The organism is Exiguobacterium sp. U13-1 (assembly GCF_001750115.1).
GTDB classification, from domain to species: Bacteria; Bacillota; Bacilli; order Exiguobacteriales; family Exiguobacteriaceae; genus Exiguobacterium_A; species Exiguobacterium_A acetylicum.
On record NZ_CP015731.1, the window covers coordinates 1,720,676 to 1,734,729 of the forward strand.

10 protein-coding genes are annotated in these 14,054 nt (G+C 48.4%); 9 read left to right on the forward strand and 1 reads right to left on the reverse strand.

The window, feature by feature from the left end:
* Window positions 1-287 precede the first annotated feature (287 nt).
* The 3 genes from adhE to ESP131_RS08780 all read left to right on the forward strand — a co-directional run bounded on the left by adhE (window position 288) and on the right by ESP131_RS08780 (window position 7,654).
* The gene (adhE, locus tag ESP131_RS08770; protein ID WP_069940422.1) at window positions 288-2,882 is read left to right on the forward strand and encodes a bifunctional acetaldehyde-CoA/alcohol dehydrogenase; all 2,595 of its coding nucleotides are present in this window, start codon (window positions 288-290) and stop codon (window positions 2,880-2,882) included.
* Window positions 2,883-3,072: 190 nt separating this feature from the next.
* Entirely contained in the window at window positions 3,073-4,473 is a 1,401-nt protein-coding gene (locus ESP131_RS08775) for a hypothetical protein (protein WP_029341370.1), read from the forward strand.
* 460 nt (window positions 4,474-4,933) lie between these two features.
* The gene (locus ESP131_RS08780) at window positions 4,934-7,654 is read left to right on the forward strand and encodes a bifunctional 2',3'-cyclic-nucleotide 2'-phosphodiesterase/3'-nucleotidase (RefSeq protein ID WP_069940423.1); all 2,721 of its coding nucleotides are present in this window, start codon (window positions 4,934-4,936) and stop codon (window positions 7,652-7,654) included.
* Window positions 7,655-7,692: 38 nt separating this feature from the next.
* Here the strand turns inward: ESP131_RS08780 and ESP131_RS08785 are convergent, their stop codons facing one another.
* Window positions 7,693-8,574 carry a LysR family transcriptional regulator gene (locus tag ESP131_RS08785; protein ID WP_069940424.1) on the reverse strand — a complete coding sequence of 294 codons (882 nt, stop codon included), beginning with the start codon at window positions 8,572-8,574 and terminating at the stop codon, window positions 7,693-7,695.
* Between the two features lie 101 nt (window positions 8,575-8,675).
* Here ESP131_RS08785 and ESP131_RS08790 point away from each other — a divergent pair, with 101 nt between their 5' ends.
* The 6 genes from ESP131_RS08790 (at window position 8,676) to ESP131_RS08815 (ending at window position 14,024) form a co-directional block, all read left to right on the forward strand.
* On the forward strand, window positions 8,676-9,695 hold the full coding sequence (locus tag ESP131_RS08790) for a ketopantoate reductase family protein (RefSeq protein ID WP_069940425.1): 1,020 nt from the start codon (window positions 8,676-8,678) through the stop codon (window positions 9,693-9,695).
* Between the two features lie 13 nt (window positions 9,696-9,708).
* Window positions 9,709-10,446 (forward strand): acetoacetate decarboxylase, encoded by a 738-nt coding sequence (locus ESP131_RS08795; RefSeq protein ID WP_029341374.1) that lies wholly within the window; start codon window positions 9,709-9,711, stop codon window positions 10,444-10,446.
* A 90-nt stretch (window positions 10,447-10,536) separates the two neighbouring features.
* Window positions 10,537-11,055: a GrpB family protein gene (locus ESP131_RS08800; protein ID WP_029341375.1), complete on the forward strand. Its 519-nt coding sequence runs from the start codon at window positions 10,537-10,539 to the stop codon at window positions 11,053-11,055.
* Complete coding sequence (locus ESP131_RS08805) at window positions 11,048-11,494, forward strand: DinB family protein (protein ID WP_029341376.1); 447 nt, start codon at window positions 11,048-11,050, stop codon at window positions 11,492-11,494. Before ESP131_RS08800 ends, ESP131_RS08805 begins: the two co-directional genes overlap by 8 nt.
* 19 nt (window positions 11,495-11,513) lie before the next feature.
* Window positions 11,514-12,401: an alpha/beta fold hydrolase gene (locus ESP131_RS08810; protein ID WP_029341377.1), complete on the forward strand. Its 888-nt coding sequence runs from the start codon at window positions 11,514-11,516 to the stop codon at window positions 12,399-12,401.
* A gap of 501 nt (window positions 12,402-12,902) precedes the next feature.
* Complete coding sequence (locus tag ESP131_RS08815; RefSeq protein WP_034786225.1) at window positions 12,903-14,024, forward strand: GTP-binding protein; 1,122 nt, start codon at window positions 12,903-12,905, stop codon at window positions 14,022-14,024.
* Window positions 14,025-14,054 lie beyond the last annotated feature (30 nt).

Below are 14,054 nucleotides of genomic sequence, written 5' to 3' on the forward strand. Positions count from 1 at the left end.
ATACAAGATGATGAAACGGCTATCAAGTCAGGAAAATGCGAGGTGTGATAAATCGCACACATCTATGTACATGAAGCAAAACGTTGAAAAAGAAGAACGCACAATAGTTGTAAACGCTATCAAAGGTGTGATGGAATTCACAGGATGGTCATGCACAAAACAGGAAAAAGGGGTTATGATTGATTTGTGAAGGAAAGCACAAACTATTGAAAAACAGCTTGGCATTCCTGACATAATGGTTGGCAAATCAAACTCAGATTCGTTCCACGACAGGGAGGAAACCACTCATGGCTGTGAAAGAAAAAACAAAATCGACGGCAACACCAGTCGAACAAGCAGTTGGACAAATCGTTGAAAAAGGGCAACGTGCATTACAAGAATTACTGACATTCGATCAAGAAAAAATCGATACGATCGTCCGGGATATGGCACTTGCCGGACTTGAACGGCATGTCGAACTCGCTCGTCTCGCTGCAGAAGAGACGGGACGCGGTGTCTTTGAAGATAAGATGATTAAAAACATTTTTGCGACAGAATACATCTACAACAGTCTACGTCATGAAAAAACAGTTGGGATTTTAGAAGAAGATGTCCAAAACGGCATCACATATATCGCTGAACCCGTCGGTGTCGTCTGTGGTGTCACACCGGTCACGAACCCGACATCAACGACGATGTTCAAAGCATTGATTGCGATCAAGACACGCAACCCGATCGTCTTCGCATTCCATCCATCGGCACAACGTTGTTCCGTTGAAGCAGCGAAAACACTCCGCGACGCAGCCATCAAAGCAGGTGCGCCAAAAGACTGTATTCAATGGGTCGAAGAACCATCACTTGAAGCAACGAAAGTCTTGATGAACCATGAAAAAATCGCGATGGTCCTTGCGACAGGTGGAGCGGGAATGGTCAAATCAGCGTATTCAACAGGTAAACCGGCACTCGGTGTTGGACCAGGGAACGTTCCGTGTTACATCGAACAGTCAGCAAAAGTCAAACGGGCAGTCAGCGATCTCGTTCTCTCAAAAACGTTTGATAACGGTATGATTTGTGCGTCTGAACAAGCCGTCATCGTCGACCAAGAGATTTATGCGACGGTCCGTGCGGAAATGGAAGCACTCGGTTGTTACTTCTGTACACCGGAAGAAAAACAACGTCTCGAATCACTCGTCATCAAAACCGATACATGTGCCGTCAATGCGGACATCGTCGGGAAACCAGCGACATGGATCGCGGAGAAAGCCGGCATCGACGTTCCGGAAACAACGGTCATGCTCGTCGCGGAACTCGAGCACGTCGGAGCAGCAGAACCATTGTCTCATGAAAAACTCAGTCCGGTCCTCGGTGCGTACCGCGTTGCATCAACTGAAGAAGCGTTCACGATTGCCGAACAGATGCTTGAAATTGGTGGTCTCGGTCATACAGCTGTCATTCATACGACGAACGATGATTTGATGACAGCGTTCGGACTCCGCATGAAAGCCTGCCGGATCCTTGTCAACAGTCCATCTGCTCACGGTGGGATCGGTGATCTGTACAACGAGTTGACACCATCATTGACACTCGGTTGCGGATCATACGGGAAAAACTCTGTATCTGAAAACGTGACAGCGAAGCACTTACTCAACGTCAAGAAGGTGGCGAGACGACGCGTGAACATGCAATGGTTCAAAGTCCCAGAGAAAATCTACTTCGAAAAGAACTCCGTTCAATACTTGCGGTCGATGACTGACGTCTCACGTGTCATGATCGTGACCGATCCAACGATGGTACAGTTCGGTTATGCCGATAAAGTGATTCAAAACTTGCCACAGTCCGTCAGTTACCGGATCTTTGACCAAGTCGAACCAGATCCATCGGTGACGACTGTTCAGACAGGTGCTCAAGCGATGCGTGATTTCAAGCCTGACTTGATCATTGCTCTTGGTGGTGGTTCAGCAATGGATGCTGCGAAAGGAATGTGGCTCTTCTACGAACAACCGAACGAAACGTTCTCGAACTTACGTCAAAAATTCCTCGATATCCGCAAACGGGCATATCAATTCCCGGCACTCGGTCGTCAAGCGAAGTTCGTCGCGATTCCGACGACGTCAGGTACGGGTTCAGAAGTGACACCGTTCACCGTCATCACGGATAAAGAGAAAAACGTCAAATACCCGATTGCTGACTATGCGTTGACACCTGACGTCGCAATCGTTGATCCGGAATTCGTCATGACCGTCCCGGCTTCGATCACTGCTGATACTGGAATGGATGTCTTGACGCATGCGACAGAAGCATACGTCTCGGTGCTTGCGAACGACTACACGGATGGACTGGCACTCAAAGCAATCAAGATGATTTTTGAGTACTTGCCACGAGCATATGCTAACGGATCAGACGCCGAAGCACGCGAAAAAGTGCATAATGCGTCAACGATGGCAGGGATGGCATTCGCGAACGCCTTCCTTGGAATCAACCACTCGATCGCACACAAAATCGGTGGGGAGTTCCACACACCACACGGACGGACGAACGCGATCCTAATGCCACACGTCATTCGCTATAACGCGTCACGTCCAACGAAACTAGCAGCTTTCCCGAAATATGAATCATTCGTTGCCGATGAACGGTACGCGGACATCGCGCGCTACCTCGGTCTTCCGGCAGCAACGACGGAACAAGGGGTCGAATCCCTCATCCAAGCCGTAGCTGATCTTGGACAACGTCTCAACATCAAGATGTCATTCAAGGCGCAAGGCATTCAAAAAGCAGACTTCGAGGCAAAACTCGATAAGATGGCAGTCGATGCCTTCGAGGATCAATGTACGACGGCGAATCCGAAGATGCCGCTTGTCGCTGAATTACGGACGATCATGGAACAAGCATACGAAGGCATCTAAATAAAGAAAAATATCATGGCACCTGATCGTTCAACCGGCTTCTCATTCTGAGAGGTCGGTTTTTATTTTGGAAATCAGTGGAGACAGTCAGAGAAAAGGTGGGATATAATGGCTGTTGAATGAATTTGATGTTTTTGGTTTCGCTGTAGCAGGAATATTCAAACATCAGACATAAAAAGGAGGAAATGGGATGGAGTCAAGGCAAGAAAGGAAACAACGACGGTTTTCCGTCTGGGATGTCCTGTTTGGCGTCCTTATCGGTCTCATCTTTTTCGGTGTCATCTATGGCGTGATGGCATTTTTGACTTCACAAATCACTTCATCCTCAGACTATCAGGATCTCGTGACGCAGATGCAACAGGCGGATGTCTCCTGGAAAGATGCAGACATCACGGTGTCATTGATGCTACTGTTCGTCGGTGGGCTGTCGATCACGATGCCGAGTGCGGTCCGGGAAGGGATCATCAATCAGGTACTCGACGCGAGTTCTGCCGGTGATGTCTTATCGTTGTTTGGGATCGACTTAAAACAGGTCCTCGCACCACTTACGTTCGATGTCTCTTACGGCACGTTACTCTATTCCGTTTTTGGCATCGGTTTGATCGTCCTGTTATTTTTGGTTTTACGGATTAAGGCAAGTCGTCTCGGGTGGACGATTCGATCGATCAGTTTCTTCTTAACGGTCGGAATCATCTGGTTCGTCCTTGCCGGACGCGGAAACGACGTGCCGTTTCTCTCGTTACAAGATGGCTATGCGATGAGTGGGATCCTACCGCTTCTCGTCGTCAGTTTACTTGGCTGGATGGCGTTCTTCCCGCAAAAGTTATCCGGTCTGACAGCTGCCGGACGTGCCAGCTTACTGATTTTGATGCTCGCAAGTACGCTCCAACTCGTCTTTACGGTGCAGGACGAAGCGGCGTATGACGGTGATTCCTCACTACGGACGGCGTTGACCGTCGCGAGTCTAAACGCCGGAAGTGGCGGAATGTACGACTGGATCCACGGCGGACAGGTCGTGTATCAAGCAGACGTTCTTGGAGCGAACGCGGAAATCCCGGTCTCGATGTTGAACGGGGAGACCTCAACGGATCAGCTTAATGACTCGATCCAAAAAGTCGTCGATGGCATCGATACGGACCGGGTGACAGAACAATTGTTGACGTTACTCGGTGGAGAACGTCCGGATTTGTCAGCAACACAATTGAAGCTCGACCCTGTTGATTACGGTGTCGCGCGGCAGACGATTCAAGTGATTGATGCGGAATCTGCAGGAGCGACGCCACCGAATGTCTCGAGTGAGAGTGGGTATTGGGTATTATTGCTGGTAACGTTCGCGATCTACTTCGTCTGTAGCATCCGAAGCTTCAAGTCGATTATCGATCCGTTCGTCTTTGCGATCACGATTGGTGTGATCAGCTTCATCGTCAGTCAGGCTTCATACGTTCAGTTCGCGATGAAATGGCGGAGTGACGTCTTATTCGAATTCGCTCAACAAACCGCAGGCTGGACAGTACTTTATGCCACAGGACTTGCGTTACTTGCTGGAATTCTCGGTTACGTCGTCCGACGGAAACCAGAGAAAACGGTGTAAGGGGACGTGGAGTGGTGAAAATCCTATGCCATGAATCCAATCTACGAACGTTGCTGTCATTCTCGCTTTCCGCAGGCGGGAGGTAGGCCGCGGTATCCTAAACTACGTTTCGTCTACCCGGTCTCACCTGACCCTGACGAAAGTGAAGAACATGCTTTCTTTTCCTGTAGGAGTCGAGAATGAACAATTACGTTCTACATTAGTTAAAACGATACTTTTTCAGGATTTTGGTCTGAGAAAGTATCGTTTTTTTGTATGAATTATACAACGATGTAAGACGCCTTTTTTTACCATTCATAACTGGTTTGTAAAGGTAAAACAAACAATGTTAAGCCAGTATTTGGAATTGGTTAAGTAGGTTAAATAAGACGGATGTCCGACCTATTTGAAAGGACTATTAGCTATAATCGAACCATGCTAAATTAATGAAGCAGTCAAAACATCCTGGGGGGAAATCCATATGAAAAAAGCTACGAAACTCGTCATCGCGTCGACGTTGATCGCACCGATGCTCGTACCAGTCGTTCAAGTCAAGACACTTGCTGCCGACAACAGTGTCGTCAAGTTACGCTTCTTAGAAACAACGGATTTACATACGAACTCAATGAACTACGATTACTTCAAGGATGCGCAGGACGAAACGATTGGTCTCGTCAAAGCCGCTACGGTCATTAAACAGCAACAAACTGAAGTGGGCGCAACGAACAGTTTCTTATTCGATAACGGGGATACACTTCAAGGAACGCCATTCGGTGATTACGTGAAGAACCAGTACGACAAAGGAAACAAAGGCAAACATCCGATGTACGAATTGATGGAATACCTCGGTTATGATGCGGTCACGCTCGGAAACCATGAATTCAACTTCGGTCTTGATTTCCTCAAGTCAGCGATGAGTGCTTCGAGCGGTTCAATCAAGTTCGTCAACTCGAACGTATTGGATGCAGTCACGAAAAAGCCGATCGTCGCGGACTACAACAAAGATGGAAAAGACTATCAAATCATCGAACGTCAAGTCAAGGACCAGAACGGTGACATGAAAACAGTCAAGGTGGGTGTGTTCGGAGTCGTCACGCCACAAATCATGGCATGGGATGCGGGGAACCTGACGGGGAAAGTCACGGCTGAAGATATCATCCCGACTGCTAAAGCAACAGCGAAGAAATTAAAAGATGCTGGCGCAGACGTCGTCGTTGCACTCGCACACACAGGTATCGGGGATACGACGGATCAAAAAGAGGGCGATGAGAATGTCGGCTACGCATTGACAAAAGTTGCAGACATCGATGTCTTGATGACAGGTCATCAGCACGGAAAGTTCCCGGCAGTCGATTCAGCGTTCAATAAATTGCCGAATGTTGATAAAGAAAAAGGTCTAATCAATGGTAAACCAGTCGTCATGGCAAACACACAAGGAAAGAACGTCGGTGTCATCGATCTTGAGTTGAAGCAAGTCGACGGGAAATGGGTCGTTGATACGTCAGGTGCGAAACTAGCTGACGTGACGAAAGACACGACAGCAGATGCCGGTGCCGTCAAGTTGATTGAAAAAGCACATGAAGGAACACTCGCGTACATTCGTCAAGAAGTCGGAACGATTAATGACGACATCCAAAGTTTCTTCGCTCTCGCGCAAGACGATGATTCAGTTCAGTTCGTAACGAACGCTCAGAAATGGTATGTCGAGAAACAACTCAAAGAAAATGCCGATCTCGCGAAATATAAAGATCTCCCGTTGTTGTCAGCAGGTGCACCATTCAAGACTGGTGGTCGTAACCAAGTCAACGCATCCGATTATACATTGATCAAAAAAGGACCAATCGCACTCAAGAACGTCGCCGATCTCTATGTTTATCCGAATACACTCGAAGTCGTCAAAGTAACAGGTGCTGACGTCAAAGACTGGCTCGAAATGTCAGCCGGTCAGTTCAACCAAGTCGGCGGTGAGCAAACGAACTTGTTGAACAAAGATTTCCGTAGCTACAACTTCGATATCCTCGATGGATTGACGTATGAAATTGATATCACGAAACCAGCGAAGTTTGACTATAATGGTGACTTATCGAAGGAATTTAAAGGTGACAACCGCGTCCAAAACATCAAGTATCAAGGCAAAGCAATCACAGACGACCAAGAATTCCTCGTTGCGACGAACAACTACCGCGCTGGTAGTGCGACGTTCCCGGGTCTTGGGAAAGGTCAAAATATCGTCTACAAATCGGCTTACGAAACACGTAACGTCATCTCGGACTATATCAAAGCGAAACAACCGGTTGATTATAAAGCCGATGACAACTGGTCACTCGTCGCAAGTAAGCCGATGACGGTCAGCTTTGATTCAGCGGTTGCAGCTGCACCGTACGTCAAGCGGTATGAAGGAATCACGAACACAGGTGAAACACGTCCAGGTGAGACAGGAACCTTCCTTAAATTCAACATGAACGTGCCGATGAAAGACTTCACGGTCTCGGCAAAAGCAGTTAAACCAGGTGCGAAAGTCGTTACTGGTCAGGCAGTTCCGGGCGCAACAATCACAGTTAAACTTGGCGATAAAGTCCTCGGTACAGCAACAGCAAACGAAGCGGGTCAATACGAAGTCGGAACACGTCCGCTCAAATTGCGTGACAAGTTGACGATCGTCTCTGAACTCAGCTTCATGAAGACAGAAACGAACGTCACAGTCGGAACAGGTGTCGTTGCGACACCAGCGATCGATAAAAAGTCAGCAGTCTACGGATCGACGGTCCTCCGCGGTAAAGCAACGGAAGGTCTTGACGTGACGCTCTATAAAGGATCAACGAAGATCGCGAAAGCGAAAACGACGGCAAGTGGTTTCAAGATTGCGGTCCAGAACGGTCTAACGACAGGTACGTACACGGTCAAGTCGACAGACATCTCGAACAAGATCACGAAAAAGGCGTCGTTCACGATCAAGAACACGTATCCGGTCAAAAAATGGTCAGGCAAAAAGACGTTGACAGGTAAAGTCGAAAAACGACAAATCGTCCGCCTCTACCAAAAAACAGAAGCTGGTTATCAATTGATTGCTCAAGACGTGGCGGATCAGCACGGGAACTATGTCTTGAAGATGCGTAAGGCATTGACGAACGGCTCGTACAAACTCAACATCTATACAGCGAAGGATCATCTCGATCAATCGCGTTACTTCATCACGAAGTAACATGTCACACGGATGTCTGCACATGCAGACATCCGTTTTTATTTGGCTAGATATGTGCGTTGTGAGAGCAGAAACCGTTTAATGCGTTCATAGATGGTTGCTTGCTCGACTGTTAATTGGTTCGTCACGTGCGACATGTAGAGTCGTGACGTAACGGTAAACATATCGTCCGTAATGAAGGGTAGCCCCATCTCGCGACAGACGGAGACAGGAACGAAGCTGAAATACCGTTGCTGACGTAAGGCGAGTTGCAGCGAGACGTCATCAATATAGTGCGTGGTATCGGCATAAATGTTCAGTTCCGCCATCTTCAATTGGATGAAGCGGTTGTAATCCTTATTGTGAGAGGGAAATAAAAAGGCAGTCTCCGTTGCGTCCGCATAGAGCGCCGTGATCGCTTCTTTCTCTGAATAGGAAGCAGGATAGGTGATGACAATCTCCTCTTCCACGATCGGTTCGCTCGTAATGAGCGGATGCTTGAGTTCCATGAAGCTGATCGAGAAATGGAATTCTTGATGGAGCAGGCCACTTAAAATGTCGCGATTCGAGAGGATGTCCGAGTTGAACAAAGGCGCAGTCTGCGGCAAGAGAAATTCCCGTAGGATTAATTGGATGAAGCGACCGTGCGAACTGGCAAGACTGAGTGGTGTTTCGGTAGAGGCATCATTTCGCGCCATGCGTTCCTGGACCCGTGTCAGCTCGTGTTCGATTTTTTCGACTGATTGCAGCAGAAGTCGTCCATTGTCGGTCAAGCTGATCGTTCTGCCTTTTCGATGAAACAACGTCGTGTTCAATTCACGTTCTAGTTTTTTGATCGTCGCACTGAGGGCGGGTTGGCTGATGAATAATCGTTCGGCAGCACGCGTCACGTTCAATTCCTCCGCGACGTGACGAAAATAATTCAAATGTAAGAGTTCCATGATATCCTCCTAACATAACCTATAGGTTATTAAAATATATAAATATATATATTTCTGTTTATGATGAAACCAGTATATCGTAAATACCAGAGGTGATAGATATGAAAATCGGAATTTACGGAGCAGGATCACTAGGAACCATCATGGGAGCTTATTTGAGTCAACAGTATGCGGGTGTCGATCTGATCGATACGAATCGCGCACATATCGAAGCGCTAAACACAACAGGCGCGCATGTCATTGGACCAGATTTGACGCAAGCCGTCCATGCGATACATCCGGATGACATCACGGAGATGTACGATATCGTATTGTTGCTGACGAAACAGGTCTACAATGAACCGGTCCTGGCGAAAGTCCGGACGATCTTGAAGGAAGACGGTATTCTCGTCTCCTTACAAAACGGTGTACCAGAAGAATTCATTCAACAACAGATTCCACGCGAACGTATCATTGCGGGATCCGTCGAGTTCGGAGCGACATACGTCGGACCAGGTGAGTCACGTCTGACATCGGATTACGAGCACTTCAAGACGTATGCGATGCAAATCGGTGAACTGGACGGCAAGAAGACGGACCGAATCATTCACTTGAAGGAAATCCTTGATCACATCGGTGGGACGGAAATCTCTGATAATCTACCGGGAACGAAATGGTCAAAACTCGTCATCAATAGTACGTTTAGTGGGTTATCCGCTGCGTGTAACGGTACGTATGGCGACGTTCTCGATCATCCGGTCTTGTTACGGGCAGCGATCCATACGATGCAGGAAGTCGTTGAAGTCGGTCACGCCCACGGCATCATATTCGCACCGATGAGTACGTTTGAGCCGGCAGCTTACGCAACACTAGACGCTATCGATGAAAAACTGAGCACCGTGCCACAATTGATGCACGGGTCGCGTGACTTAGAAGCAAGCATGTTGCAGGACTTACAAAAAGGGCAACCGACCGAAATTCGTTTCATCAATGGGATCGTCACGATGTATGGCAACACATACGATATCAAAACACCATTCAACTCACTCATTCAAGAAATCGTCGAAGAAGCGCAAGCAGCGAAGACGGTTCCAAATTTTGAAACAAGTGTCGCACGCTTTGCCGCATTGTTAAACGCATGAAGGAGGGATTCAGATGAGACAGGAAGATGTAAAAAATATCGTCGCGACACCGATCAATGCACCGGTCTTTCCGGCGGTCGATATCTTCTTTCGGAATCGGGAATACTTGAACATCATCTATGAGACGGACATCGAAGCCTTACAAGCAGTCGTTCCGGAACCGCTCGAGGTGCTGAGTAATCAGATCAAGTTTGAGATCATCAACATGCCGGATAGCACGGGTCTTGGGAGTTATCTCGAGTGCGGGCAAGTCATTCCGGTTCGGTATCAAGGAGAGGTCGGTGAGTTTTACCTCTCGATGTATGTCAACAATCAGCCGGCGATCGCCTCTGGTCGTGAAGTGGCTGCTTTTCCGAAGAAGTATGGCTCACCCCGGCTTTATCTCGATAATGATGTACTCGTTGGAACGCTTGACTACCATTCACTCCGTGTCGCCCAAGCGACGATGGGATACAAGTATATTCCGATGGCAGTTGAAGAAGCACAATCAATCATCGGTGCGCCGCAATTCATGCTCAAACAACATCGCGGTTATCAAGGCGAGTTGATTATCTCCGAACTGACGCGGAGTCAAATCACGGATCTTGAGATTAAAGAAGCATATCGTGGACCGGCGCGACTTCAGTTATTCGAACATGTCATGGCACCACTCGCTGACTTCCCTGTTCGGAAGATCGTCGATGCCCAGCATATCATCGCTGATCTTCGACTTGGTGGACCTGCGAAACTGTATGATTATTTAACGGATTAACGACTCTCTAACATCAACGACCTCCAAAATGGATGGTCGTTTTGTTTTACCCCAAAAACTGGCATACTGAATTGAGAGGGGGAAACGACCATGCGACAAGTTATTGTGTTACCGTATCAATCAGAATGGGCGAGTGAATACGCACGAGAAGCGGGACAATTACGAGACGTGTTTGGGGCACGTCTACATAGCATTCATCATATGGGAAGTACATCAGTTCCGGGACTCGCAGCAAAACCGATCATCGATATCCTACCCGTCGTCGATACGCTCGAGGGGATCGAGCAGTTCGACGCACAGATGAAAGCGCTCGGTTACGAGGCGAAGGGTGAATTCGGGATGCCGGGACGCCGCTATTATCGAAAAGGCGGCGACGAACGGACGCATCACATCCATCTCTATGCGGTGGGAAATCCAGAAATCAAGCGTCATCTCGTCTTCAGGGACTACTTACGTACCCATCCAGAAGAAGCTGCTGCTTATGGGGCATTAAAACAACAGTTAGCGACAACAAATCCGCTTGATATCGAAGCCTATATCAATGGTAAGGATGCGTTCGTCAAGGAGCTCGAACAACGTGCGATCGATTGGGGAAAAGCACATGACTGACTGGGAACATGCCCTCGTTCGTCATGTCAGTATTGGTGTAAAGACGTCGAAAGCGCTGTTTGAAAAGATTGAAGCACAGGACTGGAACGCGCGACCAATTCCCGGGAAACGGACCGTCGGTGAAGTCGCTGTCCATCTCGCTGTGTTACTCGAAGCCGATTTGATGATCGCAGACGGGGCGACGGCTGAAGCGATGCAGTCGTTTTATGCGACACCGGTTCCGCGCGATCAGTTATCAGAGCGAATCGATCATGCGTTTTCTGTCTATCAAGAAAAAGTCACGACCGGATTTTCGACGCGTCCGACGTACTGGGGGGTTACCGACTCGATGAATGGCTGGGCAATTGAAGCAGCCGTGCATCTCTATCATCATCGATCCCAGTTATTTGATTACTTGAACATCCTTGGGTACGAGCTAGAGATCTCGTTATTTGAATGAATGGAAGTAGGGATAGTGTATGGAATATATCGTTGAAACATCAGCCGGTCGCTTTGATACCCGGCTGACTGGAAGTGGGGACGTCACATTCGTCCTCGATCACGGAATGATGTCGAATCGACACCAGTGGGGCTGGTTACGGACTGAATTGTTAAAACGGGGACGGGTCTTTGAATATTCGCGTCTCGGGTACGGTCGTTCGAGTCGTGGCAAAAGTAAACGACTTTTTTCGCATCAAGCAGATGAGCTCGCGGACGTCTTACGGATGCTTCGTGTCGAAGGACCATATGTCTTCATCGGTCACTCGCTCGGAGCCTATATCTCGCTTGCAAGTGGACGCCTATTTGCAGACGAGACGCGTGGCATCGTCTTGCTCGATCCGTCGCATCCGGATGTCGATGCGGCATTACCGAACTGGTACGAACGAACACAAGAGGAGTGGAATCGATTCCTCTATTTCCTTAGTCACGTCCGACCGATCGCCTGGATGATTCCTGACCGTCTAGGAAAAAAGATGTTCAGTGTCTTACCGGAAGCCGATCAATTACCAATGTGGCGGCATTTTGCGGCGCCTGGACATTGGCGGGGAACACTCGACGAGTGGCAATCGGTCGAAGAGAACAATCAGCTGATTCTTTCGTTGCTCGAAGACGTGACACAGCCGGTCCTCGTCCTGTCCGCTTCGAACTGGGCAGGTGGTATGCCGGAAAGTTGGTTGAACCCGGCATTGACCGAACAAATCAATGTGGCTCACGCTGCGTTCGCCGACAGTTTACCGAACGGGATGTATCATGTGATTGCGGATACGAATCATTATACGATCGCTGGCTTTTCGCATGAGGCAGCAGAGCGGATCACCGATTTGATCGGGACGACATGGGATTTACCGATTCAAACTCAGCGGTAAGGTTGCGCATTTTTCTCTCGAATCGTTTTCCTGGGACAAGCATCGCGCTGCTTTACTTCGTTGCAGGGTCGCTCCTGCTTGTTTTCCCTAAGAAGCGATTCCGAGCTTACAAAACGTTTCTTTTCTCGTGCTTCGGAACACTGACGGAGCTGACTCTAAAGTCAGTTTCTACAAAGATAGGGGTGGCAGAATAATCCCCTATCTCATAACAAAAAGAATGACGCGTCACACGCCACTCCTACAGGAACATTATGCGCTGTCAGAGACAAACAAGACCCGCTTTCTTGCTTGAATGAAGCAGGAAAACTGGCTTGTGTCTCGCCTAAGGAAAGGGCGTGAAAAGACGCGTCATTCTCTTTTGGAGTTAGCCCCGTCTATTCCTTGAGTCGACGCTTGTCGGCTTTTTTTAATGAAATAAATCGAAATCATTCCGATTGACGTCAGGTGAAAAGTCGGTTACTCTATAAAACGTAATGATTACGTTTTAGGAGATGAATGATGATGCAACCGATATCGATCACGGTTTTATCCGGTTACTTAGGATCCGGTAAAACGACACTATTGAACCATTTACTACATAATCGCGAAGGACGCCGCCTCGCGATCATCGTCAACGACATGAGTGAGGTCAACATTGACGCGGCATTGATTGAGCAAGGCGGATTCTCGCGGACGGAAGAGTCGTTCGTCACACTCTCGAACGGCTGCATTTGCTGCACGTTACGCGATGATTTATTGCTTGAAGTCAAACGCCTCGTCGACCAAGGAGATATTGACGGTATCGTCATCGAGTCGAGTGGTATTTCGGAACCGATTCCGGTCGCCCAGACTTTCACGTACGAAGATCCGGACAGTGCAATCGACTTATCACAAGTCACGAAAATCAACGCGATGGTCACGGTCATCGATGGATACCGTTTCCTAAAGGACTTTGAGTCTGGTGAATCGTTGATTGAGCGGAAACAGGCCGTCGATGAGACAGACGTGCGCGAAGTCGTCGATCTACTCGTCGATCAAGTTGAGTTTGCAGACATCATCGTCTTAAATAAAGTCGATCGCCTGACACCGGAAGAACGCCATACCGTTATCGGTTATCTAAAGGCATTAAATCCAGTTGCTCGTTTGATCGAGACAACATATGCTCAAGTCGATCCGGCAGAGATTTTAGACGTTGATCTATTTGATTTTGAACAAGCGGCAGCAAGTGCCGGCTGGATCCGTGAGTTGAATGCGGAAGAACATATTCCGGAAACGGAAGAGTACGGGATCAGCTCGTTCGTCTACAAGCGCGACGTGCCGTTCCACCCGGAGCGCTTGCTTGCCTTGATCGAAGACTGGCCGCAAGAAGTCGTCCGGGCGAAAGGCTTCTTGTTCCTCGCAACCCGTCCTGAGATGGCACTGTTGTTCCACCAAGCAGGATATGCGTCGAACATGGAATACGCTGGTCGTTTTGCATCAGACGAAGATCGACGGACCGAGCTCGTCTTAATCGGAATCGGACTGGAGCAAGAGAAGCTCGAAGCATTATTCGATGCGTGTCTCGTCCAAGCAGATGAAACGGACTGGGCGTCACTGAATGATCCAATTCCTGGTCGCGAGATGTACGAAGAAAACTTTCTATAAGAGGTAAATCTTTCGAGAAACCGTATCTGC

Excerpts from the sequence above, each read along its gene's own strand:
- ESP131_RS08790 (WP_069940425.1), top strand. The coding sequence starts at position 8,676 with ATGAAAATCGGAATTTACGGAGCAGGATCACTAGGAACCATCATGGGA.
- ESP131_RS08810 (WP_029341377.1), top strand. The coding sequence starts at position 11,514 with ATGGAATATATCGTTGAAACATCAGCCGGTCGCTTTGATACCCGGCTG.
- adhE (WP_069940422.1), top strand. The coding sequence starts at position 288 with ATGGCTGTGAAAGAAAAAACAAAATCGACGGCAACACCAGTCGAACAA.
- ESP131_RS08795 (WP_029341374.1), top strand. The coding sequence starts at position 9,709 with ATGAGACAGGAAGATGTAAAAAATATCGTCGCGACACCGATCAATGCA.
- ESP131_RS08815 (WP_034786225.1), top strand. The coding sequence starts at position 12,903 with ATGCAACCGATATCGATCACGGTTTTATCCGGTTACTTAGGATCCGGT.
- ESP131_RS08780 (WP_069940423.1), top strand. The coding sequence starts at position 4,934 with ATGAAAAAAGCTACGAAACTCGTCATCGCGTCGACGTTGATCGCACCG.
- ESP131_RS08775 (WP_029341370.1), top strand. The coding sequence starts at position 3,073 with ATGGAGTCAAGGCAAGAAAGGAAACAACGACGGTTTTCCGTCTGGGAT.
- ESP131_RS08785 (WP_069940424.1), bottom strand. The coding sequence starts at position 8,574 with ATGGAACTCTTACATTTGAATTATTTTCGTCACGTCGCGGAGGAATTG.
- ESP131_RS08805 (WP_029341376.1), top strand. The coding sequence starts at position 11,048 with ATGACTGACTGGGAACATGCCCTCGTTCGTCATGTCAGTATTGGTGTA.
- ESP131_RS08800 (WP_029341375.1), top strand. The coding sequence starts at position 10,537 with ATGCGACAAGTTATTGTGTTACCGTATCAATCAGAATGGGCGAGTGAA.